General features: G+C 36.7%; 24 protein-coding genes. 9 read left to right on the forward strand and 15 right to left on the reverse strand.

The window, feature by feature from the left end; all coding sequences use genetic code 11:
- Positions 1-167: 167 nt before the first annotated feature.
- The 5 genes from NSQ14_RS16675 to NSQ14_RS16695 all read left to right on the forward strand — a co-directional run bounded on the left by NSQ14_RS16675 (position 168) and on the right by NSQ14_RS16695 (position 5,948).
- Complete coding sequence (locus tag NSQ14_RS16675) at positions 168-1,217, forward strand: 2,3-butanediol dehydrogenase (protein ID WP_216408031.1); 1,050 nt, start codon at positions 168-170, stop codon at positions 1,215-1,217.
- Between the two features lie 318 nt (positions 1,218-1,535).
- Complete coding sequence (locus tag NSQ14_RS16680) at positions 1,536-2,384, forward strand: MurR/RpiR family transcriptional regulator (protein ID WP_346216611.1); 849 nt, start codon at positions 1,536-1,538, stop codon at positions 2,382-2,384.
- Between the two features lie 139 nt (positions 2,385-2,523).
- The gene (gene murQ, locus NSQ14_RS16685; RefSeq protein ID WP_328188622.1) at positions 2,524-3,408 is read left to right on the forward strand and encodes an N-acetylmuramic acid 6-phosphate etherase; all 885 of its coding nucleotides are present in this window, start codon (positions 2,524-2,526) and stop codon (positions 3,406-3,408) included.
- Between the two features lie 15 nt (positions 3,409-3,423).
- On the forward strand, positions 3,424-4,788 hold the full coding sequence (locus tag NSQ14_RS16690) for a PTS transporter subunit EIIC (protein WP_034772849.1): 1,365 nt from the start codon (positions 3,424-3,426) through the stop codon (positions 4,786-4,788).
- Between the two features lie 86 nt (positions 4,789-4,874).
- Positions 4,875-5,948, forward strand: coding sequence for a DUF871 domain-containing protein (locus tag NSQ14_RS16695; protein ID WP_041848411.1), 1,074 nt, complete (start codon positions 4,875-4,877; stop codon positions 5,946-5,948).
- Between the two features lie 450 nt (positions 5,949-6,398).
- Here NSQ14_RS16695 and NSQ14_RS16700 read toward each other — a convergent pair whose 3' ends face one another.
- The 6 genes from NSQ14_RS16700 to NSQ14_RS16725 form a co-directional block, all read right to left on the reverse strand.
- Positions 6,399-7,136 carry an SIS domain-containing protein gene (locus NSQ14_RS16700; protein ID WP_343127041.1) on the reverse strand — a complete coding sequence of 246 codons (738 nt, stop codon included), beginning with the start codon at positions 7,134-7,136 and terminating at the stop codon, positions 6,399-6,401.
- Between the two features lie 171 nt (positions 7,137-7,307).
- The gene (locus NSQ14_RS16705; protein ID WP_227092662.1) at positions 7,308-8,576 is read right to left on the reverse strand and encodes a PTS ascorbate transporter subunit IIC; all 1,269 of its coding nucleotides are present in this window, start codon (positions 8,574-8,576) and stop codon (positions 7,308-7,310) included.
- A gap of 14 nt (positions 8,577-8,590) precedes the next feature.
- A complete protein-coding gene (locus tag NSQ14_RS16710; protein ID WP_034772859.1) occupies positions 8,591-8,866 on the reverse strand; it encodes a PTS sugar transporter subunit IIB in 276 nt (91 codons plus the stop codon).
- Positions 8,867-9,070: 204 nt separating this feature from the next.
- A complete protein-coding gene (locus NSQ14_RS16715; protein ID WP_041845057.1) occupies positions 9,071-9,493 on the reverse strand; it encodes a PTS sugar transporter subunit IIA in 423 nt (140 codons plus the stop codon).
- A gap of 17 nt (positions 9,494-9,510) precedes the next feature.
- Complete coding sequence (locus tag NSQ14_RS16720) at positions 9,511-11,475, reverse strand: BglG family transcription antiterminator (RefSeq protein ID WP_346216612.1); 1,965 nt, start codon at positions 11,473-11,475, stop codon at positions 9,511-9,513.
- 924 nt (positions 11,476-12,399) lie between these two features.
- Positions 12,400-13,815 carry an ISLre2 family transposase gene (locus NSQ14_RS16725; protein WP_343190867.1) on the reverse strand — a complete coding sequence of 472 codons (1,416 nt, stop codon included), beginning with the start codon at positions 13,813-13,815 and terminating at the stop codon, positions 12,400-12,402.
- A gap of 161 nt (positions 13,816-13,976) precedes the next feature.
- Between NSQ14_RS16725 and NSQ14_RS16730 the strand changes: the two genes are divergently transcribed.
- Genes NSQ14_RS16730 through NSQ14_RS18935 form a run of 3 tightly spaced genes read left to right on the forward strand, consistent with a single transcriptional unit; the run spans position 13,977 to position 16,366 of the window.
- Entirely contained in the window at positions 13,977-14,783 is an 807-nt protein-coding gene (locus NSQ14_RS16730; RefSeq protein ID WP_041848031.1) for an ABC transporter ATP-binding protein, read from the forward strand.
- A 3-nt stretch (positions 14,784-14,786) separates the two neighbouring features.
- Positions 14,787-15,590 (forward strand): ABC transporter permease, encoded by an 804-nt coding sequence (locus tag NSQ14_RS16735; RefSeq protein WP_346216613.1) that lies wholly within the window; start codon positions 14,787-14,789, stop codon positions 15,588-15,590.
- Positions 15,591-15,592: 2 nt separating this feature from the next.
- Positions 15,593-16,366 carry an ABC transporter permease gene (locus NSQ14_RS18935; RefSeq protein WP_428831582.1) on the forward strand — a complete coding sequence of 258 codons (774 nt, stop codon included), beginning with the start codon at positions 15,593-15,595 and terminating at the stop codon, positions 16,364-16,366.
- Here NSQ14_RS18935 and NSQ14_RS16740 read toward each other — a convergent pair.
- The 9 genes from NSQ14_RS16740 to NSQ14_RS16780 all read right to left on the reverse strand — a co-directional run bounded on the left by NSQ14_RS16740 (position 16,363) and on the right by NSQ14_RS16780 (position 24,459).
- A complete protein-coding gene (locus NSQ14_RS16740) occupies positions 16,363-16,854 on the reverse strand; it encodes a hypothetical protein (RefSeq protein ID WP_041848033.1) in 492 nt (163 codons plus the stop codon). The two genes, NSQ14_RS18935 and NSQ14_RS16740, sit on opposite strands and share 4 nt — an antisense overlap.
- Before the next feature lie 55 nt (positions 16,855-16,909).
- Positions 16,910-17,104: an MBL fold metallo-hydrolase gene (locus NSQ14_RS16745; protein WP_268756210.1), complete on the reverse strand. Its 195-nt coding sequence runs from the start codon at positions 17,102-17,104 to the stop codon at positions 16,910-16,912.
- 506 nt (positions 17,105-17,610) lie between these two features.
- Positions 17,611-17,916 (reverse strand): hypothetical protein, encoded by a 306-nt coding sequence (locus NSQ14_RS16750; RefSeq protein ID WP_041848034.1) that lies wholly within the window; start codon positions 17,914-17,916, stop codon positions 17,611-17,613.
- Positions 17,917-17,938: 22 nt separating this feature from the next.
- On the reverse strand, positions 17,939-18,139 hold the full coding sequence (locus NSQ14_RS16755) for a hypothetical protein (protein WP_041848035.1): 201 nt from the start codon (positions 18,137-18,139) through the stop codon (positions 17,939-17,941).
- 197 nt (positions 18,140-18,336) lie between these two features.
- Entirely contained in the window at positions 18,337-18,924 is a 588-nt protein-coding gene (locus NSQ14_RS16760; protein ID WP_200890309.1) for a hypothetical protein, read from the reverse strand.
- Between the two features lie 233 nt (positions 18,925-19,157).
- The gene (locus NSQ14_RS16765; protein WP_041902253.1) at positions 19,158-20,807 is read right to left on the reverse strand and encodes a glycerol-3-phosphate dehydrogenase/oxidase; all 1,650 of its coding nucleotides are present in this window, start codon (positions 20,805-20,807) and stop codon (positions 19,158-19,160) included.
- A gap of 321 nt (positions 20,808-21,128) precedes the next feature.
- Entirely contained in the window at positions 21,129-22,619 is a 1,491-nt protein-coding gene (glpK, locus tag NSQ14_RS16770; protein ID WP_041902227.1) for a glycerol kinase GlpK, read from the reverse strand.
- A 36-nt stretch (positions 22,620-22,655) separates the two neighbouring features.
- On the reverse strand, positions 22,656-23,474 hold the full coding sequence (locus NSQ14_RS16775; RefSeq protein WP_108898799.1) for an MIP/aquaporin family protein: 819 nt from the start codon (positions 23,472-23,474) through the stop codon (positions 22,656-22,658).
- 430 nt (positions 23,475-23,904) lie between these two features.
- The gene (locus tag NSQ14_RS16780; protein WP_034772876.1) at positions 23,905-24,459 is read right to left on the reverse strand and encodes a glycerol-3-phosphate responsive antiterminator; all 555 of its coding nucleotides are present in this window, start codon (positions 24,457-24,459) and stop codon (positions 23,905-23,907) included.
- A 437-nt stretch (positions 24,460-24,896) separates the two neighbouring features.
- Here NSQ14_RS16780 and NSQ14_RS16785 point away from each other — a divergent pair, with 437 nt between their 5' ends.
- On the forward strand, positions 24,897-26,195 hold the full coding sequence (locus NSQ14_RS16785) for a methyl-accepting chemotaxis protein (RefSeq protein WP_095142298.1): 1,299 nt from the start codon (positions 24,897-24,899) through the stop codon (positions 26,193-26,195).
- Positions 26,196-26,359 lie beyond the last annotated feature (164 nt).

A 26,359-nucleotide genomic window follows, 5' to 3' on the forward strand; every position in this document is an offset into this window, starting at 1 on the left:
GGTAATCCATAAGTTATAATAAGTTTCTGAATTTCTGTGAATAATTCAGGATAAATTATTTGCGAAATTCATTTTTTGGATATATTATTAAATTGTTATAGTAGTATAGTTCGTTTTAAACGTGTCTAACTATAAACTTTTTAAATCAAATAATGGGGGTATACATAATGAAAGCAGCCGTTTGGTATGGTAAAAAGGACATACGGATTGAAGAAGTTGCGGAAAAACCTGTAAAAGACAATCAAGTAAAAGTTCGCGTGGCATGGGCAGGTATTTGCGGAAGCGACTTACACGAATATGAAGCAGGACCGGTATTTGTTCCGGTTGAAAAGGAAGACGCTTTAACGGGTGAAAAAGCGCCAATCACTATGGGGCATGAGTTTGCCGGTGTTGTTGAAGAAGTTGGTGCAAATGTAACCAAATATAAAGTTGGTGATCGTGTTGTTATCAACCCGACATTAACCTATGGAAACAAACCGGAAGACCTAGATGTTTATGACGGATTCAGTTTTATTGGATTACATGGAGACGGCGGATTTGCAAAATATGTTAATGTTCCAGAATCGAATGTTTATGCGTTACCGGAAACATTAACGTTACAAGACGGTGCTCTCGTTGAACCAACAGCAGTAGCCGTTCAAGCCGTAAAAGAAGGGAATATGAAATTTGGTGATACAGTTGCGATTTACGGAGCAGGTCCAATCGGTTTATTGACAGTAATTGCCGCAAAAGCAGCCGGGGCAAGCAAAATTTTCGTGATGGACTTGTCGGAAACACGACTGGCCAAAGCAAAAGAACTGGGCGCAACCCATATTATTAATTCCGGTCAACAAAACCCGGTTGAGGCCATTAAAGCAGTTGTTCCCGATGGCGTTGATGTATCATTTGAAGTAGCCGGTGTCGCACCAACATTCAAACAAGCGATTGATTCAACAAAAGCACGAGGTACTATGGTTATTGTTTCCATTTTTGCCCGCCCGATTGAATGGCATCCATTGCAATTAACAAATACCGGTGTAAAAATTACATCAGCTATTGCCTATACCCCAACGACTTTCCAACAAACCGTTGACTTAATGGGGACAGGTCAATTGAAACCACAAGGCATCGTCACAAGCGTCATCCAACTTGATGACATCGTGTCAAAAGGCTTCGAAGCACTAACAACTGACAAATCCCAAGCTAAAATTTTAGTAGAGTTAAGCGGGGAGAAATGATTTATTGATTGCATAAACAGTACTCCAGGCAGCACATCTGTCTGGAGTTTTTTCATTGGTGACGCTTTGTAAGTAATTATTGATTTACGGTTAGTTTATTAATCTTCTCTCTTTTTCTGCCGAATATTAGGATACTATTGTTGAACTATTTCTTTTTACTATTGAATTAACTGTCAGACTTTGGCAAAGAGACTCACCCTACCTCAATTAACCTCTTACATATAAAAAAACGTGTATGTTTTCCGGAAAACGTTTATAATCAATTTGTAATTACCAAAGAACCACGACATATAATTTCAATTTGATGAGGTGGAACGAATGAGTTCTTTACTATCCCGTATTGAACAAAATTTAAACAGACTATCGGAAGCGGAAAGAAAAATCGGCGAATATATATTAGAACACCCGGAGCTTGTTCCCAATATGACGACGAAAGATTTATCAAAAAATAGCGGTGTGAGTGAATCAAGTATCGTTCGCTTTTGTAAATCTATTGGGATTGGCAGTTTTAAATCCTTTAAACTGGAGCTGGTGAAAGATATAACATTAACCGGAATGAATTTAACTGATTTTGATATTTTACAAAAGAGAGACGAACCATACGATCTTTTTCAAAAAGTAACATATGTCAATAAAGCTGCGATTGAAGGGACGCCCGCATCGTTAGATCGAAAAGAATTTGAGAAGGCCGTAGATATTTTAAGTCACGCGGATAAACTTATGTTTTATGGTGTCGGAGGGAGCTCAACAGCCGCCATAGATGGATATTATAAATTTACTAAGTTAGGTTACCAATGTACGACGAATCATGATTTTCACTTTCTCCTTTCAGCTATCCCTTATTTGACCGAGAAATCTGTTTTTTTTGCCATTAGTATGTCAGGGAAAACTAAGGATGTATTGGAGTTGTCACGTTTTGCCAAATCGCAGGGAGCAACCGTCATTGCTATTACCAATATAGATAAATCCCCGCTTTATAAAGAAGCCGATATTCGATTATGCACACCGGTCGTTGAACAAGATTTCCGAATTGGCAGCATCCCTTCTAGAATGACACAGTTAACAATTATTGACTCCCTTTATTTAAGCATTTTTCATTCAAAGGGCGAAAAAGTAATTGACAAATATCACAAAGCTAGAAATGAAGTCATTCGCTTAAGGAGATAATCCAACTTGGCTTATCTCCTCATAAAAATATTCTTATATTTGAAATTTAATTTCATAAAATATATAAATATAATTGACTTTTAATTTCTATAATATATAATAAAAGTGTGAAATAAATTTTAATAAAGTGGGTGACAGAATGCTAGAAAAGTTAACGACAGAATTAAGAAACCCAAATTCATTAGATTTAGATCAAAAATCGATTAGAGAAATATTAGAATTAATGAATCGTGAAGACGCCACAATTCCTTTAGCAATTCGTGAAGTGCTTGATAAAATTGAAATTGTTGTTAATTATGTTGTGCAAGCTTTCCAAAACGGCGGCAGACTCATTTATGCCGGTGCAGGAACGAGTGGACGCTTAGGAATATTAGATGCCTCAGAATGTCCGCCTACTTTTGGAGTTGACAAAAACTTAGTTCAAGGTATTATTGCCGGTGGATTGAAAGCGGTTACGGATGCGGTTGAAGGTGCAGAAGACAATGAACAGGCGGGAGGTGAGGACCTAAAGAAAGTTTCCTTAACAAATAAAGACGTTGTTATCGGGATTGCGGCCAGTGGAAGAACCCCTTATGTGATCGGGGCACTGAAATACGCCAAGGAAATCGGTGCCAAAACAGCAAGTATTAGCAATAATGCAAACTCCAAAATTGGAGAAATAGCTGATGTTGCCATTGAAGTAGTTACAGGACCAGAAATCATCACAGGTTCAACAAGATTAAAAGCCGGAACTGCACAGAAGCTTGTTCTTAATATGATTTCCACCACTTCCATGATCAAAATTGGAAAAGTATATGAAAACTTAATGGTCGATGTTCAACCGACAAACAAAAAACTGATTGAACGTTCGAAAAAAATTATCATGGAAGCAACCGGAGTCGACTACGGGACGGCGGAAACTTATTTTGAAAAGGCAAACCATCAAGTAAAAGTAGCTATTGTTATGATTTTACTCAACTGCTCCTATGATGATGCCAAGCTTAAATTAGAAGATGCACAAGGCTTTATTAGAAACACATTATAGTTTGGAGGGGAAAGTATGAAAAAGGAAGAGAGACTGGCAAGAGATATTTTGAATCACATTGGCGGTGGAGAAAACATTAGATCCTTCACCCACTGTATGACAAGAGTTCGTTTAGACATAAAAGATGACTCCAAAGTTAACATGAAACAATTAAAAGAAGTTGATGGCGTCATGGGTGTCATTGAAGATGACACACTGCAAATTGTCGTCGGTCCTGGTACAGTGAATAAAGTCGCCGAACACATCACACAAATAACAGGAATAAAAATGGGTGAAGCCATCGATGAGAATAATGATGATCTTATAAAATTAAAGAAAGATGATCTGAAAAAGAAAAATAATACGCCGGTGAAAAACTTATTGCGGAAGATTGGAAGTATTTTTATCCCGCTCATCCCGGGGTTGGTTGCTTCCGGTATTATTAACGGAATCGTTGGTCTTGCTAAAAACTCCGGAGTTGATCCAACATTAACTTGGGTACAAATTCTTACTGTTATAGGCGGGAGTATTTTCGGTTATCTTGCCATTGTCGTCGGTTGGAACACGGCAAAAGAATTCGGTGGTACACCGGTATTAGGCGCCATCGCCGGGATTATTACAATGAACCCGGGTTTAGCAGAAATCACATTATTTGGTGAACCTTTAATGCCCGGACGTGGTGGACTGTTCGGTGCCATGTTTGCAGCATGGTTAATGGTCTTTTTTGAAAAGAAATTCAGAAAGTTCATCCCGAATGCGGTTGACATTATCTTCACGCCATTATTAACCGTTTTAACTGTAGGTTTATTAACAATTGCAATTGTTCAACCACTCGCAGGATTTCTTTCTGATGGAATAACACAAGGAATTAACTACATTTTAGATATTGGAGGAGTCGTTGCCGGTGGCCTATTAGCTGGGTTCTTCTTACCACTAGTCATGCTTGGTCTCCACCATGGGCTTACACCAATCCATATGGAATTAATTAATACAGTTGGTGCTACTGCCTTACTTCCAATTTTAGCAATGGCTGGAGCCGGTCAAGTTGGTGCTTCCATCGCTATTTATGTAAAAACAAAAAATAAACGCATTAAAAACGTAATTAAAGGCGGTCTTCCTGTAGGCTTCTTGGGAATCGGCGAACCTTTATTATACGGTGTTACATTGCCGCTTGGCCGTCCATTTGTTACCGCTTGTTTAGGTGCTGCAGTTGGCGGAGCGTTCCAAGCCGTTATGCATACAGCAGCAAGTAGTGTCGGTGTATCCGGGTTAACTTTAATCCCACTTATTGTTGATAATAAGTATCTTATTTACTTCTTGGGTCTTTTAATCACATACACTGCCGGATTCTTATTCACTTATTTCTTTGGATATAAAAAAGAAATGGATGATACTTTCTAAGGTTCATTTGAAGGAGGAATGTTTTCCTCCCTTCTTTTTTATAGTAGAGTTTATTTAAATACCTGTTTTTAAGAAAGGAGATCATGATGTTTGGAATATCTGTGTATTTATCCAATCAGTCCCCCAGTGAATTGGAAGTTTATATCGAAAAAATGGACAAGATTGGTTGCAAAAGCATATTTACCTCCCTTCATATACCGGAAGATGACCATAGCCTATATCGGGACCGTCTGAAACATTTGGGAACGTTAGCCAAGAAGTTTGACATGGAGCTTTTTGCAGATGTCTCACCTAAATCCCTTCAATATTTAGGTTTCAATTGGGAGAATGCTAACCAATTAACTGACTGGGGGTTAACTGGGATCCGTGTAGATTATGGTATTTCCGAAGAGGTAATCGCAAAGCTGTCAAACAAAATGAAGATTGCTTTAAATGCAAGTACGTTAACGGAGGACAGCTTAGCAAAACTGAAAAAGCACGGACTTCAAGTTTCATCCGTAGAAGCTTGGCATAACTATTATCCACGCCCGGAGACCGCCTTAGATATCGTGGACTTTTCCTTAAAAAATCAATGGCTGTCATATGAGGGGATCCGTGTCATGGCCTTTATTCCGGGAGACGGCAAGCGCCGCGGTCCATTGTTTCAAGGTCTGCCTACATTAGAAGCACACCGAAATCTAACAACTTTTGCATCTTATCTTGATTTAAAACAGGCGCCCGGTGTCGATAAAATCATTATCGGTGACCCTTCGATTAGTAAAGCTTCTTATGAACAGTTTAGAGCCTGTTTTGTGGACGGGGTAATTTTACTACGGGCAGAAAGTTATATGAAAGATGAAGAGTTACTTGCACGCTTTAGTTCTGTACAAACAAACCGAGTAGATGCAGCAAGAGATGTTATCCGTTCTGCTGAATCTCGATTAATGGCCTCACCGGGTACAACGGAAATTGCGGCAAGTAACACGATTGAACGTTCACTGGGATCAATTACCATTGATAATTGTCGATATGGTCGCTATCAAGGAGAAATCCAAATTACGAAAAAGGACTTACCCGCTGATGAAAAAGTAAATGTTGTCGGCAGAATTATTGAAGAAGACCGTCCTCTTCTTTTAAATATAAAAGGTGGAGTAAAGTTTAAAATTTTATGGAGTCAATGAAGGGTTTGGATTTTTTTAAATGGTTTTAAGGCCTGATACATGAAATATGTAAAGACCAAGAACGTTGTAATGAGGACATTCTTGGTCTTTATTTTAAACTCAATTAATGTTCTTTATATATAGGTTCTTTTCCTAAAAAAAATAATCCTACGTATAAAAGGTACTGTCAGTCTTCATGTTGGCTTATCCTGTTTATGATTCATTGCCTTATAACAAATGCTAGTCTCAAAGTTTTCCTTTACGAGTAAAAATCCACTTTTTAGCAATTTCTTTGTTCATTACTTACGGGAATTTTAATATATTACAACAAAGTAAATGATTCCGATTGCCCATTTATGTTTTTGCCATTTAAATATCAGCCTAGTTGTTCTTAAACTATCTTTTCACATCTTATGCTCTTGCTAATAATGGAATAGAGAATATCCACTGACGATTATCTTGAATATTTAATTAATACCGGTAAAAAATGGTATCTTTGTATTCTTCATATAATTTACGGTTAAGTTCATCTCCACCGTCTAAATTTGCGCTGTAAAAGATTGGTGGGTGTTTCATCCCTTTCTCAACTAATTGTCGAACCGTTTCCGCAACAATGGTATTCACAATCGTTGCCCCCACAACTGTAGACGACGGGGATACTTTTTGCTCAAGTCCCTCAATGTCACAAGTAGCATCGCCAATATCACCGTGATTATCAATAACGATATCACTAAAGTGGTACAAGTTTTTGCCGGACGGATGCCGTGAACTCACCGACTTAGAATATTTTAGATTGGTAATGGAAATGGTTGTAACGCCACGTTTTTGTGCTTCCATTGCCATTTCAATTGTTACAGGATTGCGTCCTGAAACAGAATGCAATATGAGTACATCCCCATCAGAGAACGGGGTCTTATCTGCCAACAGTTTTCCATAACCAACTAATCGCTCCATATGACTTGTATGGCTAATTGGTTCTGTATCCAGCATAATTTCGCGACCGAAAATCGGATTTAGGTTTAGTAATCCGCCTGCACGATAAAATAACTCCTGCGTTAAAATTCCTGCATGGCTGGCCCCAAATGCAAATAGGGATTTTTTATTCATAATCGCATTGACCATAACAGACACAGTTGCGTCGATATTTTTCTTTTCTTCCCTTTCAACGGTATCAAGTATTGCTCGGACCCTATCAAAATATTGGTACATGATAAGCACTCCTATAACATTGTAGATTTTGATTGAACAAAATTGAATTGGTTCCCAAACTTAATCAAAATAGACACAAAAATATGCTGCTTGCTAATCCTTTTTATTTTTAAACCAAAGATGGAATAAGTTAACTAACAGACCCAGTTCATTTAGCTATTGAACCATAGATCAAAACAGACCCGAAAATAAACTGCCAATCCATTTTGCTATGGAACCAAAGATGGAAAAGTCATTTCCGCCAAAGATTAACATCCAGTTTTGAATGGTATTATTGTATACAACAACGGAGATGCCCATGATTAGAACCATAACAATTGCCGATACGATTGTTCCGATGATTGAACCTTTTAATCCGCCTTGACCTTCACCGACAACGGCAGCTCCCCCCATTTCAAAGAAGGAAGTAATAACAAGCGGAATAAGGATCACGCCAAAAATATTAAAGGAATTGGCGATAATAATCATGATTGTCGAAGTTGTCATTGCAACAAGAAAACCGATAATCACCGCATTTGGACGATAATTAAAGAGTATCGGCACATCAAATGCAGGAACAGAACCGGGAATGAGTTTTTCCGAAATCCCTTGGAATGCCGGAACGATTTGATTAATTAAAAACCGGACTCCGTATAACATAACGAGTAAACCTGCCCCAAATGTTAACCCCTGATTAAGTGACAAAAACAGTAAATTTTCACCTTTCCCAACAAGAGACGGAACAATAATGGCTACGATAATATACATGATAAAAATAACTGTTGCCCCGGTTACTGAAATTTCTCTAAAGAAAGACAGGCTTTTCGGTACTTTCAAATCCTCCGTAGAATGTTGTTTATTGCCAAATTTTCTCGCAACTAATCCGGAAATAATACTTAACATTCCGGTAGGATGACCGATTAAAAATGATTGATCCCCCGTTACATCCCAAATAAATTTCCGCATAATCCAAGGCATAAATGACCAATACAAAGCTGAAAAGACCGCACCAAAGATGATGAGTCCAAAACCGGAAAGTCCCGCTTCAACACCTGCAGCAACAAAGATAAACGGGAACCACCATAACATATGACCGGTTAAAAAAATGGTTTTCACCTTTGTAAATCTTGCAATAATCAAATGAAGAATGAGACCAAAGAACATCGCCAAACCGACATCCCCGCCGAAGCTGGCCGTAAATGTCGTATCATTTAATGTATTGGCAACGGCTGTTTTCCCTGTGATTGCTTCTTGGAAAGCAGAGTTAATCGGTGAAATCGTGCCTGTAATTAATCCGACACCGGTATTCAAAATGATCATACCAAACGCAGCTGTCAATGAACCTTTGATAATATCTGCTATATTTTTCTTTTGAACAATTAGTCCGATAGCTGCAATCAAGCCTAAAAGAACAGGTGGATTACGTAAAATGTTCGATGTTATAAAATCCAGAAACGCCATTTCCTTTTCCTCCCTTATTTATTTTTCAAAAATTCATCAAGGGCTTTGCCTACTTCTTCTTTGTCCATATAACGCTTTATCGGAAATACGGGACATTTCATACTACCCTTTAACTCATCGGCAAGCTCCTGACTTGTAAAAACGGCATCAACATTCATCCCCCTAGCTGAACTAATATCCGTATTTTCTACCTCGCAATCGAGATTTCTTTCCCTGCAAACTTTTTCAAGTGTCATTTTTAAAATCATTGATGAACCTACACCAAAACCACAAACTGCTAAAAATTTCATATTAAATCCTCCTTAAATTGTAAATTGAGTAATACTTTCATGGATAAACCGCAAAAGCTTATTTTTCAAATACTTTCGCAAAAAATACTTGGTGTTGCTGCAATAAATCAGGATAATGCTTTTGTGAAATTTTACACAATACTTTTGGACAAATAAAGAAACAAGTCTTTTGCTCCATTGGGATATGACAGATTGGAAAATGACCTACAAAATGTCATTAATCTTATCCAAATCTCCGGACATAAAAATTTCATAATTTTTCGGGTCCATTAATAATTTCGATATGTCCGCTAAAGCTTCAATATGGGAAGTGGCGTCAACTGCTGCCAGGACTAAAAATACTTTTACAGGATTTCCTTTTAAATCAACCGGATGATTAAGTGTCAACAGCGACATCCCCAGCCGGTTTACGCCTTCCCCCGCTTTTGCGTGAGGCAAGGCAAAATAATCCATTAATACGATATATGGACCATTTTTATTTACACTTTCAATCATGTTTTCAATGTAACTTTCTTCAATGATTCCTTCCTTTAATAACGGGATACTTGCAATTTTAATGGCATCTTCCCAACTGTCTACTTTCTCTCTTTGCTGCATATGACTTTTTGGCAATAATTCTTTGAGCATACAAATCCCCTTCATGCTTAATAATGATCATAAAAATATTCATAAATATTTTCCTTAGTCTTCCCGAAAAATACTGTTTCCATTCTATTTCTATCAGAAATCACATCATAAATTTGAGAAATAATCGAACTTATATGGTTTACATCATTTTTCGCTACAGATAACAAAATGATGATATCTACTTTCTCATTTCCCCAATGGACTTTTTTACTATTAACTAAGATAGATATGCTTGTTTTTTTAACATAATCCGGATTTCCGTGGGGAATGGCTACACCAGTTTCCAAAGCTGTTGAAGATGTTGCTTCCCTATCAAAAACAGATTTCCTGTATAATGGTGTTACAAGATCTTCGTGTTCTAGATACGAAATTAAATACTCTAAAATCTCTTTCATTGAATTAAAATGATTGTTTACAAAAATAGAGTTTGGAAGTAAAAAGTTGTTTATTTTGACTTCTCTGTTATATTCGCTAATCGTATAAAACGCTTGTGCATTAAAAATTTTATCTGTCATTAAATTGGTAAGCTCTTTTAATTCCTTATCAGTAGGAATAGGCGAGATAAAGAAAATTCGATTTGAATCAAAATTTTTCACTTCTAAAGGTACTGTCGAAATAATATAATCGAACTTTTTGAAATTGGCCGGATTTAGATTTTGAACAGAAACAACCTCATATAGATTTAAACTGGGTAAATATTTCTTGATTCTTGTTTCTAAAAGTTCAGATGTGACAATCCCTATTGGGCAAACAATTAATACTTTTTTAATATCTTCATGCCGCTCCAAGGCTGATTGAAAGTGGACCATGATAAAACCAATTTCATCTTCTGGAATATGAATGTTTAATTTTGATTCCAAGTCAACTAGAACAAACCAAGTGATATTAAACATGACCGAATATTGCTTCTTAATTTCCTTAATTAAGGGATTTTGCAAACGAATGTTATTGTTTAGACGGTAGATCATCGGAACAATATGTGTTAATAACCCTTTGTATAATTTCTTATCCTTAGTTAAGTTCGTATTGATAATTTTGCTGAACTTCTTTATTAAATCTTGGACTAACTTACTATAATAGCCATGATTGCTGGTTATATTTAAATTCTCAATTCCATTGGCAATTAAACATTCATTAATGTAAACAATATCTTCCTCTGATAATGAGATGTTCAGCTTTTTTTCGATTTCTTCTGCAATTTCATTCGCAACAAAATATGTTCCCAACTGTTGGACCTTTTCAAAGACATAACCATTTCCCTGTTCATGATGTTTATTCCGATAAACCCGTAAGCAAAGAACGATTAATGTATTTTGCAAACTAATTAAATAATGATCGGCCAAATTGTATTTTTCGCCGATGGTACAAACAATATTAAATGTTTCCTCAATAAAAAAATGTGGGAGGCTATTATCGGTATCCAATAAAAACTGTTTATATTCAATTAAATTATTAGGGAAACGATAATAATTTTGTTCAAACTTTCTCAAATACAGCTTTTTTAGGAGACTTTGCAAGTTTTTTTCATGACCGACCAAAAACGTTCCATCATTATCATATTCTAGAAGAACACCTTCCTTAGAACACATTTCTTTAATCACCTTAAAATCCTTTGCAATCGAAGTACGACTCACAAAGTATTTTTGGGATAAAAGTTTATATGACAAGCGTTCTTCATTAACGAGCTTTTCTAATATTTGAATTTGCCTTTCTGCAGGTGAAAGATTGGAGAAAAGGGAATAGTTCTGAAGACTATGCAACAATTTATTTTTATCATTTTCTTTTCCATCCAAAAATATTCCTTTACCCGGTTTCTTCACAATTCTACAATGATACTCCTTGACAATATCCTCCAGTACATCTAGGTCAAAATGAATAGTTCGTGTAGATACCTGAAATAATTCCGCATAATGCTGAACAGAATTATATTTTCTACTGTATATGAGTTCTTTTAAAAGTGTCACTTGCCTTTTGAATATCACCTAAATATCCCCTTTTTTCTTTTATTTTCACTTTGGCCTATTTTCAGCATTATTATTATTAAATCAAAAGGACGCTTAGGTTTAGTCAATTGGCAATCACCAATGGATTTAAATCAGAATTCCGAATTAAAAACTTAGTTAACACAAGAACTGGGGACGAAACATCGGTTTACCTAAACGAATCGAATGCACGTGGACCATTCCTTCTCCCACTTACTTCCTCGTTTACTGAAAATTTGACGGAATCCTTGACTCGCCGTTTGCAGTGGGGGAAATGACAACTAGATTTTCGAAACTGTCTTCACCTTTTATTATATGTGCACAACAACACCATTTGAAGGACAACTTTGTAAATGGTAGATCTTGAAAAAAGGTTAACACCTCAAAAAGGCAAACAGACAAGTGAAAGATGGAAAATGAATAGAGTAGCACTAACTGAGGAGAATTTTATGTGGATATTAATAGAATAATGATTTGCAGACAATTAGCACCTAGAAAGCTTTTTGTCCATGAAGAAATCCAAAAGGTTGGATGAACGGTCTTTTTTCAAAATCACATTTCCCTTGTTCATCCAACCTTTTGTTCATTAGACCGAAACTTCCTTACATACAAACTTCAATGTATGTGTCAAGTTTTTCTCGATAGGGTTTAAATATCGGGTATTCCAAGACACTCTTTTTGTACACTTTCGGCTACCTTACTTGCTTGTTTTCTTGGCTCAGTGAGGCTGTTCTGAAATTGCCTTAATATGTCTTGTATAGAGATAACGGGAATGTTGATGCGTGCGAAATTTACTCGCTTTCCGCGGGCGGCCGGCGAGCCTCCTCGCTCGTACCTCGCTGCGGGGTCTCTCCTGGCCCGCTTTTCCCATAGGAGTCTCGTAATTTCCGTGCGCATCAACGATCAGCCCACACTTAGCCAGCCTTAAAACGAAAGCTCTAAAATTTTGCTTAAATGCCCCATAGCCGATGAACGGCTTGAATACAGGGCAACAGATCCGCGCTTTACGCCAATTGACGGGCGTACAGGCTGCTTGAATACTTGAGACATCCTAATGGCTTTTTTCAAGTTTCGTTGTTTTTTTGTGCTTCTTGTACGGTGTTTCAAATACGCTTCCCGCAATGTCCCGTTAAGCATGCCCTGTTTCACCTTTACCATGGCTTCTGCGCCTTTTTTACTCCAATGCATGCCCCGTTTCTTCATTCTGAATGAGATATGCCTTTGGTTTGATTCCATCGCCCCTAGGCCTCTTGCCCCTTCTGGCACGTTTTCAACCTTGTCTCTCCAGTCAAAAATGCGTTCCCAATTTTTCAAGATATACGAACGGAATTCCTTGATTTTCTTAAGGCTCTTTTCATCTGTCAATGTGCTCTCATACGTATCCAAATATAACGTGAATTGGTCCCTGTCATGCGTTTGAATTGCTTTTCTAATTTGCTCTTTAATCTCGCTTTTTCCGCCCCCAAATGTCCTTACAATGGCTTGTGCAACGTGGTAGGTATCCAGCTGGTTGAGCACCGGATATTCCGACTGTGAGAATGCTGTTTGAAACCGTTCAGCTGTGTACCCCGCACCTCCATCACTATTTGTTATGACACGAGCTTTTTCAAGGGAATAGGTGTTGGCTGCTACGGCTTGGACTTCATCCCAAAATGTCTGGATGGATTCCGTCGTCATGATAACAACGGGATGGTGTAGAGAGACTCTTTTGCCATTGGTTTCCCATCCTTCATAGAGAATGGCGTGGTGGACTTCCATCCCCTGTTTCTTTTCTAGTCCCCGGACGAATATACCATCAGCTTCGGAAAACAGGTAATCTACCTTCTTTCCCTCAGGTAGGGAATCAGCTATTTCTAGCTCTTCTACAAGTGCCTTGTCGGCTTCAGCTTGCGTTTTCCCTACGTGTTTCACCATGTTCCCTACCGTTGTGTGACTGAGACTCACGGCTGTCCACTCTTTTAAAATATCAGCTACCTCCCGATAGGTGTTCTCACTCGCCAACTCTGCCACCTTTAACTCCACTAACGGGCTGTATCGCTGGCGTGGTAAAAGCCCTAACCATTCATCCAGAGGATAATGTGAATTCCCTTTCTGGTCATGCATGAGTGAGCGTTTAAAGGTCACATTTCCAAATAGAAACTGAATGCTTCTGTTATCACTCCGGCAGTACTCCCAGCCATCCTCCAGCTTTTTTTGCTTAATTGTTTTATCTAACGTCTCAAATATTTCCCCAACCCATTGCGTAAAGGCATTCTGGATCAGAATTTTCACTTGTTCTTCAAATTCAATAAGACTTTTTGTATCCTTTAACAATCTAGCAATTATTGATATAATATCCATAGGAAGACCTCTTTCTAAATGTATTCGCCTACTAGCGTACATTTAAATGATAGAGCGTCTTCCCATTTTTTCCACTCATCTGCCCTTCGAGTAAAATTTTACACATACTGTGATATATTATTAAATATTAAATAGGAATGAATTAAGAGAGGGGTAAGTATATGAGTATCGAAGTAAGAAATTTATCGAAAAGGTTCGTAAAATATGAAAATAACAAAGGTTTCATTAAAAATGTTTATTCATATTTCTCACCTAAACGAAATTATAAATATGCGCTCCGTGACCTTTCGTTCAAAATTAATGATGGAGAAATTGTAGGTTATCTAGGTAAAAATGGTGCTGGTAAAAGTACTACAATAAAAATACTAAGTGGAATCATGAAAGCCGACGACGGTATATGTCTTGTTGATGATAGAACACCCTGGATAAATAGAAAAGAGCATGTTCAGACAATTGGTGTAGTTTTTGGGCAAAAGAGTAATTTATGGTGGGATTTACCAGTTATAGATAGCTTTAACTTATTAAATGCAATCTACAAAATACCTAAATCCAGCTATGAAAAAAATCTATCCTACTTAGCTAAAGAGTTAGATATAATTAAACTTTTAGATCAACCAGTCAGAACTTTATCGCTTGGACAAAGAATGAGGTGTGAGATTGCTGCTTCCTTGTTACATAGCCCAAAAATCTTATTCCTTGATGAGCCAACTATCGGATTAGATGCATTATCTAAAAAAAAAGTAAGAGCGTTTATTAAAAAACTGAATAAAACACAAAATACGACTATAATTTTAACTACACATGATACTCAAGATTTAGAAGCATTGGTAGATAGAATACTTTTTATTGATGAGGGTAAGATTTTATTTGACGGAACTATCCCTGAATTAAAGCTATTTAGTGGCGATCAAAATCAAAGTTTAGATGATATACTTATAGGTTTATATCAAATGAGTGGAGATGACTAAGTCATGAAGACACTTCTATGCATTATTAGGTTAAAAATTAAGAACACATATCAATTTAGAATTGCTTCATTATCTGGGGTAATAACTCAATTACTATGGGGAATGCTTCAAATAATACTTTTCAAAGCATTCTATGAGGCAAACCCTAATGCCTTTCCAATCGAGTTCAATGCACTAGTTGCTTATGTATGGTTTCAGCAAGCTTTTTTTTCAATGTTAGGTTTATGGAATTGGAACTATGAGATATTCCAAAAAATCAAAAACGGAAACATTGCATATGACTTAACAAAGCCTATCAATTTACAGTTTTATTGGTTTTCAATGGATATAGGTGACAGAATAGGTCGGACTATTTTGAAAACACCTATTATTATTGTTATTGCTTTAATACTTCCGGAACCATTCAGATTATACTTACCTGAAAATTCGGCAACCTTTTTAGCTTATATAATTTCCATTACATTAGGTACTATTTTATGCTCTTTATTAAGTACCTTTATATATGTACTCACTCTATTCACTATAGAATCTGATGGATTAAAACTACTTTATCAATCGATTGGTGATTTTTTAATAGGGAATGTTATACCTTTGCCTTTTTTTCCAGATATTTTACAACCAATAATCATTGCATTACCATTTGCATCAATTGCAAATACACCATTTCTTATTTATAGTGGTACAATTGATGGTGATAAGATTGCAATTTTCATAGGAATACAATGTTTTTGGATAATAGCAATATTCATCATTAGCAAAATATTGGAGAAATTAGGCGCTAAAAATATTTCAATTCAAGGTGGTTGATTATGATCATATTAAACTATCTAAAAATTAGCTTTAAAAAAATTATACTATATAAAAAATCTTTTTACTTATCATTGATAGGACAATTTTTAGTAACTTTTTCTGCCTTTATAGGTGTCTTATTCATGTTACATCGCTTTGAGAAAATAAATGGTTATACACTATCGGAAATCTTATTATTTTTTAGCATTACCCTGTTCTCATTCTCTATAGCTGAAGGGATATTTAAAGGGTTTGACCGCTTTCCTGTTTTAATAAAACAAGGAACTTTAGATAGCTATTTAATACGACCTCAAAATCTTATAATTCAAGTGATAGCGAATAATCTTGATTTAACAAAAATTGGTAGAGTTTTGCAATCTCTATTAATGTTTATCTATTGCATATTTTATTCAGACGTCAACTGGTCAGTATTAAAGATGTTCACATTATTACTAATAATCATTACAAGTTGTTTAATATTTAGTTGTTTGTACATTATATATGCCGGAATTTGTTTTTTTACATTAGATAAGGTAGAAATATTTAATTTGTTAACTCAGGGGTCGAGAGAGTTTGGTAAATATCCAATAGATGTATATGGAGATTTTGTTTTAAAATTTTCAACATTTTTCATTCCATTCGCATTAGTACAATACTATCCATACTTATACATAATTGATCATAGTGATAATATAATCTTTGTGACATTGCCTTTTATTTCTATTTTATTCATAATACCCACAACTATTATATGGAAACTTGGGCTTCTAAATTATCAGTCATCGGGGTCCTAGTTTTCAATGATAGATTCTATATCGTCATAACTCTTTATAATGAATGTTTTATTGGAAAAATTTATATTTAGTTTTTCTTTAATTTTCAACATATTTTTTTTATCAAATTTATTGTTCCAAAGTATAAGTTCAATCAACGAGCTTATACTTTCACTTTTATGGGTTTTATTGAATTTTCTTACGAAAAATCTTTTACATATTCTGTAATTTCTTAAATGTCTATTTACATCTAAGATAAATATATAATCTGAATCATTAAAACTATCATCTAGCCACTTATAATAAACACCTTCAATAATCCATCTATCATTCTTTAAGAAGGAATTAAGTAATCTATTCCTTTCATATTTTGGTCTTTTTATATTATAATTTCCATCATTCCAGTATATTTCGTCCAATTCTAATAAAGGCAGATTATATTTGTCAGCTAATCTTTGGGATATAGTAGTCTTACCACTGCCTGAACCACCTATAATATGTATTTTCACAATTAAACACCTCTTCATCTTCTCGATAATAGGTAAGGGTCAAAAAGCCCCACCTTTAGTTACCACTAATTGGAAGATAGAAGTTCCTACCACCACTCTTCGCTTCCATAAAAAGCCTAAATAAATCTGTCATTCCCCAAGTATGGTCTGGATGACCATGTGAAAATGATATATAGTTTAAATCAATTAAATTAATCCCCATTTTATAAGCATTCTTGATAAAGGCGTCACTGTATCCTGTATCAAACAAAATTTTAGAATTATGTTCCAGCCTCTTTTTTGTTTTACTGCGGATTTTCTTCTACTCTTACTCGAAATACACATTAACGTATCCAAATAATAATTACATCTTCTTCTGTTTCGGAAGTGTGAGTTTTCGAAACTTCTGCATTTAATGCAAAATCAGTTAGTTTCTCAAAAGCCAAAAACCGCATTAATATCTCGTCTGGAAGTTGTAGCTGTATTTCTTATAATCAACTTCACAATAAACTCTAAAAGGTTGTCCTGGACTCATAACATGAATTAAATTGGCTAAACGCATTTAATATTCCCCTTTTTATTACGTAATTTGGTTCTAAATTCTATTAAATTTTTTAATTCGATCTCCGAATTAACGATTCAAATGTAGAGACCATAAATATAAACCTCCTTAGTAATGCAAATTTTAGTTCGTATCTACCCGTTTGTTTTCGAATCTTAATGTTTCTACTTCCTTACCATCCCGATAAACGTTTAAAACTATGGTTTTTTCATCCTCTAAAAAGAATTGAAAATCCATTCTTTTCCAGCATTTTTGGCTTGGCTATAAAGTGAATCTAATTCATAGTCCATAACTTCAAAATCCGTTTCATCAAATCCGGCATAAGCTTCGGGTCTTGAAATTTTAGCACCATTATAAATGAATTCATACCCCTTGTGTTCACAATATTGTTTTGTTTGCTCCAAATACTCTTTCAATTCGGCTATAGTTAATTCTCTTCTTTCAATTGAACCAAATTCACGTTTCACTTCTATTTTATGAACACCATTTTTAATACTTTTTAGAGTAACGATAGTAGTCATTTTAAAGGTCCCCCTTTGGTTTTCACTCCTCAATAGCTTCTGTGATTTCGCTATGATTTTTTATATATTCAGTAACTGCTTGATTAACCAAATCTGTGATTGTGATACTATTTCCCTTCTTCGCTTTATATAAATTAAGTTTGTAATGTAAATCTGCATTAATTTTTACTACTTTAGTGTCAACAACCTTTTTCTCTTTTTCGACAGGTACATCATTATTCATTTGTTTTCTATTCCACCTTTATTTATCTTTTGTTACCAAAAACAATTATACCTTTATCATATTATAAAAGTAACTTTTTTAAAAGTAATTTTTACCTAATAATATTGCAAATAAATCTGAATGAGATTCGAATATAATTTGAGTTGTTACAGAACAAAGAAGTTCTGCAACATTTTATTTTTAACAGGTATAAAATGTTATAATTCCAAATCTGTATCGGAGGATCTTGTAGCTGCAATTTGCTTTTGAGTAGACTGAATACTTTCCCGGATTAATTCTTGTTCTAAATAATTGTAAATCTCAAGGAACCGTTGCCGGAATTTAGGCTTACCTTTTGATTGAGTATAGTTTTTTTCAAAACGAATAATACGCCCCACTTTACGTTCTAGTTCTGAGATCAGTTTTGGATTTTTAATAACATACTGTTTATTATTGCTTTTTGGCCCAACTAAATATTCTCTCTCAATATATTTCATGGTAATCGGAACAACATCAGAAACAAAAAAGATAGAATCTTTGTCTGTTTTTCCAACATGATAGTAGCATGAAGAAATATCACGTTCTTTTCTACTTAAAAATTTTTGAAGGCGTTGCTGCTGGCTTTTATCACGATGGTCCAAATTACCCATAGGGATAGCCCAATATATTTCCGGGTTATCTGATGATTGCATTAGTGTAACAATCGGACGGAATTTTGTATCATTCCACTCTCCACCTAAGCTTTTAATAATTTGGTAGAATTCATTTTTTGCAAAGTACATTCCTTTTTCAACAATTTTCCCCATATTACCTCCATCAAAAAAGGGACCTCAAATACTGAGAATCCCTTTTTTCAATGTTTAAGGCACACATTGAGAAGCGCTATTGTATCTTAATCAATGTTTAAAGCGTACATTGAGAAACGCCATTGTATCCTAATCAATGTTTAAAAGCGTACATTGAGAAACACTTATTACTTAATATTATTATACCCATTAAATTCATTTTATGCAATACTTTTAATGTAAATGTCAATTCTTTATTTAACAGGGAAGCGAGCTTTTTGAATTTCATCATCTAATTCTTTTCTATATTGTTTCATCTCGTTTTCATCCCATCCATAATGTTGTGCCATCCAGTGGAGAACAGGCTCTTTCCAAGTTTCCACCATGTCAATATGAAAGTATACGGCACCGGTTCTCCGGATAAAGAAATCGACCGGTTTAACCACCATTTCGTGTTCAATGGCATACATAAGACGAGCATATAAGATTCTCGGAAGCGGGCATTCTTTCAATTTTTCATATTGCTGGCCATATGAAAAAACGGTATCGACATTGGAGCCATATAGTCTTGCCAGTTGCTCTCCTTCCTCTTTCGTAAACCCATATGATACTGCTTGATCGGCCGCCTTTGCGATAAACGATCCGAGTTGATCTGAACCACCGATGTCTCCGCCTGAAATTGGCAATGTTTTTGTTCTGCATGATCCAAAATTGCGGCCTTCTTTAGCAAAACGTTTGACAACAAGATCAACAACATTTTCCGCCATTTTTCGGTATCCGGTTAATTTCCCCCCGGCAATCGTAATTAAGCCGCTGTCCGACTCCCAAATTTCATCTTTCCGGGAAATTTCAGACGGGTCTTTTCCTTCCTCGTAAATGAGCGGACGAACACCTGCCCAGCTTGATTCAATATCCTCTTCACGAACACCCACATCCGGAAACATAAAGGCGATCGCTTTTAACAAATATTCACGATCCTCTTCCGTTATATACGGCCGTACCAGATCATCACTGTAAAAAGTATCGGTCGTGCCTACATATGCCTTTCCGTCCCGTGGGATGGCAAACACCATTCGACCATCCGGTGTGTCAAAATATACAGCTTGTTTTAACGGGAATCTTGATTGATCAATGACAATATGAACTCCTTTCGTCAATTGGAGCCGTTTATTGTTTTTCGAATAATCCTTGTTTCGCACCTCATCCACCCATGGACCGGTGGCATTCACAATTGTTTTCGCTTTGATATGAAATTTTTGCTTTGTTAATACATCTTCACAAACAACCCCGATCATTTTTTTATCCTGATATAGGAATTGAACAGCTTTCGTATAGTTCACAATATGGGCACCTTTTTCCGCCGCTTTCTTCATAACTTCAATGGTCAATCGGGCATCGTCGGTCCGATATTCTACATAATAACCGCCGCCAAGCAAACCCTTTTTTTTCAACAAAGGCTCTTTTTGTAATGTCTCCTCTCGAGATAACATTTTCCGCCGCTCTGATTTTTTCACCCCGGCCAAAAAGTCGTATACCTTTAAACCAAGGGATGTCGACCATTTGCCAAAAGTCCCCTCTTTATAAAAGGGGAGGAGCATCCATTCCGGCATCGTCACATGCGGTCCGTTTTCGTAAACAATTGCCCGCTCCTTCCCTACTTCGGCAACCAACCCAACTTGAAACTGTTTCAAATAACGCAGACCACCGTGAACCAACTTGGTTGATCGACTCGATGTTCCCGCCGCAAAATCTTGCATCTCAACTAAAGCGACTTTCATACCGCGACTGGCGGCATCCAATGCGATTCCCGCACCGGTAATCCCCCCGCCGATGATCAACAAATCGTATGGATTAGACTTCATTTGTTCGATTATTTTTTCTCTGGAAAAATAGGAAAATGGTATTTGCAAAGTAGTTCCCTCCATATGCACAGTTTTTATAGTAAAAAAGGAAAAACCAAATAACCATTTACCACAAAGGGCAATGTCATTTGGTTTCTCCTCAGCTCATACCGAATATTAACTTACTATTAATATACCATGTTTTGAAAAATATTGTTACATTTTTGCTTGGAAAGTTTTTTAAAATCTGGTTTTCCATCTTGTCCGTTAAGTTTCAGACATTTTTGCCCGGAAAGTTTTAAACCCTGTCTCCAGACTCAACCATTGAACTCCGGACCATTGTCACTATATCAATCTGCATTTCTACTTGAAAAATGGCCGGTTTTATTTGAATGCCATCGCTGCATGAACCGCTTTTTTCCAACCTTCATACAGTTTTTCCCGCTCGAAATCTGACATTCCCGGTTCAAATTTTTTATCAATCACCCATTGTTTGGCAATTTCCTCTTGACTTTCCCAGTAACCGACTGCCAAACCGGCCAAATAGGCGGCACCAAGCGCAGTGGTTTCACTGACAATCGGACGTTCTACCGGTACGTTTAAAATATCACTCTGGAACTGCATAAGGAAATTATTTTGAACAGCTCCTCCGTCAACCCGCAATGTTTTCAATGCAATACCGGAATCCTGCTCCATTGCCGATAAGACATCCCTTGTTTGATAAGCAAGCGATTCCAATGTAGCCCGGATAAAATGTTCTTTGGAAGTTCCCCGAGTTAAACCAAATACAGCCCCGCGGACATCACTATCCCAGTAAGGCGTGCCTAGCCCGACAAAGGCAGGGACCATATATACTCCGTCCGTTGAGGAAACACGGGCAGCATAGGCTTCTGAATCTTTTGCTTCTTTAAACATCCGAAGACCGTCCCGCAGCCATTGAATTGCAGAACCGGCGACAAAAATACTCCCTTCAAGCGCATATTCCACTTTTCCATCCAAGCCCCAAGCAATCGTCGTCAGCAACCCGTGTTCCGATTTTACGGCCTTTTCACCGGTGTTCATCAACATGAAGCAACCTGTACCGTACGTATTTTTTGCCATTCCTTCTTGATAGCAGGCCTGCCCGAACAAGGCGGCTTGCTGATCCCCGGCGACCCCCGCAATCGGTACTTGATGTCCAAAGAAGTGATAATCAATTGTATTTGCATAAATCTCCGATGAAGGACGAACTTCCGGCAACATGCTTTTTGGCACACCTAAAATATCCAACAACTCATCGTCCCATTTTAATTCATAAATATTATACATTAATGTCCTCGAAGCATTCGTATAATCGGTCACATGAGCCCTGCCGCCGGATAATTTCCAAATCAACCAAGTATCAATGGTACCGAATAACAACTTTCCTTGTTCAGCCTTTTCCCTTGCTCCTTCAACATGATCCAAAATCCATTTCACTTTTGTTCCGGAAAAATACGCATCAATCAACAACCCTGTTTTTTCCCTAAATAACTGATCATAACCTTGTGCCTTTAACTCTTCACATATTTGTGCTGTTTGCCGTGATTGCCAGACAATCGCATTATATATCGGGTTACCTGTTTCCTTATCCCAAACAACAGCTGTTTCCCGTTGATTGGTGATTCCAATTCCGGCGATTTGTTCCGGTTTTACATTTACTTCGGCCAACACAGTTGCCATAACGGCTAAAACCGAACCCCATATTTCATTTGCATTGTGCTCAACCCAACCCGGTTGTGGAAAAATTTGTGTAAACTCCTGTTGAGCAACATGAACGATTTCCCCTTTTTTATTAAATAAAATCGCCCTCGTACTCGTCGTTCCTTGATCAATCGCCAAAATGAAGTTCTCCATTCAATTCCCCTCCGTTATAAATATTTTCATTGATTTTTATGCAGAAATAGATTGATTTTCCTCTTCCACCTGATCTTTTGTTGAATAAGATAAAAGGATAATGATAGCTGTAATGGCAAGGGTAATCCATAAAAAGACAGAAACTTCTCCTAAAAATAGTGCTTTATAGGTTAAGCCACCGAGCGCCCCACCCAAAAGCGGACCGACTACCGGAATCCATGCATATCCCCAATCGGAATTTCCTTTTCCGGGGATTGGTAAAATAAAGTGGGCAATTCGCGGGCCCAAGTCCCGTGCCGGATTAATCGCATAACCGGTTGTACCGCCGAGTGCCATACCAATCGCTACAATCAACAATCCGACTGCTAACGGATTCAACCCCTCCGCAAATTTATTGGCTCCAATAAATAATAACCCAAAAATTAAAATAAATGTACCAATAATTTCTGATAATAAGTTTGAAAATGTATGTCTAATCGCCGGAATTGTTGCAAAAACACCGAGTTTTGTCGCTTGGTCCGCCGTTGCTTTAAAATGAGATAAGTAGTGAAAAAAGACAATGGTTGCACCGACAATGGCCCCCAACATTTGGGCTAAAATATACGTAGGCACATCTTTCCACGGAAAATCACCGGTTAGTGCAAAGGCAAATGTAACGGCCGGATTTAAATGGGCCCCACTATAGTTTCCAACTGCAAAAACACCCATGGTCACCGCAAGCCCCCATGCAAGTGTGATGACCACCCATCCGCCGCCGTTTGCTTTTGACTTGTTTAAGGTCACACCGGCCACAACACCTCCCCCAATAATGATCAAAATCGCCGTTCCAATTAATTCCCCCAAAAATGCCGACATAGACAACCCTTCCTTCCATTTTATTCGTATTTGTTAATAATCGTACGGAAAACTCCCCTATCCCCCATGCATATATTGCAAAAAAGGAGTTGATGCCAAAAGAAAAGACACACAGATAAACCTTTATATAAAAAATAAAGGTAATCCATGTGTCTCCGTTTCTCCTCACGACTATTAACTTATTTACATGATAGCAATGTTTGAAAACGGTGTCAATAATTTATTTTACTTTTTTAGCATGAAAAAAAGGTGATTTTCATTGAGTCGAATTTAGTCGTATTGTCTGTATGAAGGAAAACCGATCGTACAACGTCAATGGTACAACCAACAATCAGAAAAAAATTCAGCAAGAAGTGGCAGTTACGATCTCAAACAAATATCGACAACCCATAATAATGAAAGAAAAAACCGCCACTGATTGGAGTCTACCTTATTGAATTTTTTCATAAATATCCCACAAGTTCTTGGCTGATGTGGTAACTGCTGTTGCTCCTGCCGCAATTGCTTTTTCCACTTCCTCCGGCTTTCGAATGAGACCGCCAGCTAAAATCGGAATTTTTGTCTTCTCGGCCACTTCCCGAATCATCGACGGCAATGTACCGGGTAATACTTCAATATAATCAGGCTGTGTCATTTTTATATGACGATAACTTTGTTCAACCGCATGTGAATCAATTAAGAACATGCGCTGGATGGAAAGGACGCCCTTCTGTTTTGCTTTTCGAATCACATTTGCTTTAGTAGAGATCAATCCATATGGTCGAAACTCCTGGCAAATAAATTCCGTTCCTTTTTCGTCGTTTTTTATTCCTTCAATTAAATCCATATGAAACATCAATTTTTTTCCGTATTTTTCTGCCAAATCATTAATATTTTTTAATTGGGCAATGTGACTGTCTAATAAGACGCCAATCTCATATGGGCTCGTTATAAATTTTTCTAAATTTTTTATTGATGAAATAGCGGGGATTACCTTTTTATTCATTCTCCTACACCTTCTTTCATGTGTTATTATCCCAATCCACAAAAGAAAACAACTATACTACAAATTATGCAATAAAAAAAGATCCATACGTAAGCACCCTATTCTTTAAAAATAGGTTAGCCTTTGTGTGAATCCCATCATCTCCTACAAAGATTATTAACTTATTTAAAATATAATCCATGATCCAGTGGAAGTCAATGCACATGTTCGTCCAACAGATACATGATGGAGGATCCAATAAGCATGCTGATGAAGGTACCGTCAATGCATGTACAAAAGCTATTTATATCTATACAAAATTCACAATGTGTTACTGTATATTTTTTTGCCATATAGTATATATTTTGGACTAGTGATATACTTAAAAATGAAACAGTCAGCGTCGTAAAGCTAGGTATAAAGCAGTGCAACAACAAATTTACGGAGGAAAAATTCGAATGAATGGACAATCAGGAAAAAACTCATATAAAGCAGTACAACTGATTAGAAACATCGTGACAGGTACCAGTTCCATCATACTCATTTTAAGTATCATTCTCGGCTGCCTTTTAGGTTTTATCATTCATCTTTTCACGGATTCTATCAGTCTTTTATTATTGATGTTTATTTGCAGTCTATCCAATCTTATTTTAAGCGCTTTGTTATTTGTTTTCATAATGAAATCGATATCCAAGTCAGCCAATGGTTTTATGGAATTATTAAATTTAATAAAAGACGGGAATTTTTCAATTGAAATGGACGCAGGAAAAAATAAAGCTTTAGAAAAAATTGTCGGTCATTTAAATTCCATCACTTCGCAAATGCGTTCTGTTATTGCAGGATCATTGAATCATGTCAATTCCTTCTTGCAAGCTTCAGAGCACATTTCGAGTGAAACAAATGAGGCTGTAACATCCATTAAGGAATTATCCGATACGATTAATGAAATTGCCGTCAGCGCTTCTGACCAAGTAATGGAAGCGGAAAAAAGTGTGCAAGTTATGGATCAATTATCCGAACATATTTCTGTTGTCACAGACGGGTATCATTCGATTATCAATGAAACGGAAAATGTGAATCACTTAAATAAACAAGGTTTGGAAATGGTAGGGATTTTACGAGAAAAGTCTGAGAGCAATCAATTATCGTCAGAGAAAATATTTACAACCGTAAATAATTTAACAGTTACTTTAAAAGATATTGAGACTTTTGTCGGTACAATTAAAGATATTGCCGATCAAACCAATTTGTTAGCATTGAACGCTGCTATTGAAGCGGCCAGAGCCGGTGAAGCAGGGAAAGGTTTCGCGGTAGTGGCAGATGAAGTACGAAAATTGGCCGATCAAAGTAAAATTTCTACCGAACAAATTATTAGTATGATGGTCAGTATCAAAAGAGATTCTCAAGAAGCGATTCAAGCAGTCCATGATATGAAAAATATTTCTGAAGAGCAATTTACCGCTGTTAACCAAACAGATGCCTCTTTTAACAATATTGCAGACAGTATTGATTCAATCATTCGAAAAATAAATGATATGAAAGATGCAATCGAACAAATGGGCATGGCAAAAGATCAAACGGTAGCGGCTATTATCCATACATCCCAAGTATCAGAGCAAACGGCAGCGGCCAGTGAAGAACTTGCCGCCACTGCAGAATCCCAGTTGCAAATTTTTACAGAGTTAAAAGAAACTGCAGAAGAGCTAAGCCGTCGTTCAAAAGAAATGGAACAAAACTTGGTGAAATACCAAATATAGTTCTATTTGAGCCGGCATACGGAAACTTTTTCTAAAATAGAGGTTGGACTTTGCATAAGTGGATTCTTGAGATAATAATGATACGGATATATAATTACCCTGCCTTAAAGTTGGCGTTTCGCTGCCAGAAATGCGAGGTTTAAAGTGGGAGTTTCTCATCCCTG

The organism is Caldifermentibacillus hisashii (genome assembly GCF_039654145.1).
In the GTDB taxonomy this organism is placed as follows: domain Bacteria; phylum Bacillota; class Bacilli; order Bacillales; family Caldibacillaceae; genus Caldifermentibacillus; species Caldifermentibacillus hisashii.

Bases quoted from the DNA above. Each gene is read 5' to 3' on its own strand.
- NSQ14_RS16700 (WP_343127041.1), bottom strand. From the start codon at position 7,136: ATGTACCAATATTTTGATAGGGTCCGAGCAATACTTGATACCGTTGAA.
- NSQ14_RS16695 (WP_041848411.1), top strand. From the start codon at position 4,875: ATGTTTGGAATATCTGTGTATTTATCCAATCAGTCCCCCAGTGAATTG.
- NSQ14_RS16785 (WP_095142298.1), top strand. From the start codon at position 24,897: ATGAATGGACAATCAGGAAAAAACTCATATAAAGCAGTACAACTGATT.
- NSQ14_RS18935 (WP_428831582.1), top strand. From the start codon at position 15,593: ATGATCATATTAAACTATCTAAAAATTAGCTTTAAAAAAATTATACTA.
- NSQ14_RS16775 (WP_108898799.1), bottom strand. From the start codon at position 23,474: ATGTCGGCATTTTTGGGGGAATTAATTGGAACGGCGATTTTGATCATT.
- NSQ14_RS16675 (WP_216408031.1), top strand. From the start codon at position 168: ATGAAAGCAGCCGTTTGGTATGGTAAAAAGGACATACGGATTGAAGAA.
- NSQ14_RS16705 (WP_227092662.1), bottom strand. From the start codon at position 8,576: ATGGCGTTTCTGGATTTTATAACATCGAACATTTTACGTAATCCACCT.
- murQ (WP_328188622.1), top strand. From the start codon at position 2,524: ATGCTAGAAAAGTTAACGACAGAATTAAGAAACCCAAATTCATTAGAT.
- NSQ14_RS16755 (WP_041848035.1), bottom strand. From the start codon at position 18,139: ATGAATAATGATGTACCTGTCGAAAAAGAGAAAAAGGTTGTTGACACT.
- NSQ14_RS16750 (WP_041848034.1), bottom strand. From the start codon at position 17,916: ATGACTACTATCGTTACTCTAAAAAGTATTAAAAATGGTGTTCATAAA.
- NSQ14_RS16780 (WP_034772876.1), bottom strand. From the start codon at position 24,459: ATGAATAAAAAGGTAATCCCCGCTATTTCATCAATAAAAAATTTAGAA.
- NSQ14_RS16690 (WP_034772849.1), top strand. From the start codon at position 3,424: ATGAAAAAGGAAGAGAGACTGGCAAGAGATATTTTGAATCACATTGGC.
- NSQ14_RS16735 (WP_346216613.1), top strand. From the start codon at position 14,787: ATGAAGACACTTCTATGCATTATTAGGTTAAAAATTAAGAACACATAT.
- NSQ14_RS16760 (WP_200890309.1), bottom strand. From the start codon at position 18,924: ATGGGGAAAATTGTTGAAAAAGGAATGTACTTTGCAAAAAATGAATTC.
- NSQ14_RS16730 (WP_041848031.1), top strand. From the start codon at position 13,977: ATGAGTATCGAAGTAAGAAATTTATCGAAAAGGTTCGTAAAATATGAA.
- NSQ14_RS16725 (WP_343190867.1), bottom strand. From the start codon at position 13,815: ATGGATATTATATCAATAATTGCTAGATTGTTAAAGGATACAAAAAGT.
- NSQ14_RS16680 (WP_346216611.1), top strand. From the start codon at position 1,536: ATGAGTTCTTTACTATCCCGTATTGAACAAAATTTAAACAGACTATCG.
- glpK (WP_041902227.1), bottom strand. From the start codon at position 22,619: ATGGAGAACTTCATTTTGGCGATTGATCAAGGAACGACGAGTACGAGG.
- NSQ14_RS16710 (WP_034772859.1), bottom strand. From the start codon at position 8,866: ATGAAATTTTTAGCAGTTTGTGGTTTTGGTGTAGGTTCATCAATGATT.
- NSQ14_RS16715 (WP_041845057.1), bottom strand. From the start codon at position 9,493: ATGCTCAAAGAATTATTGCCAAAAAGTCATATGCAGCAAAGAGAGAAA.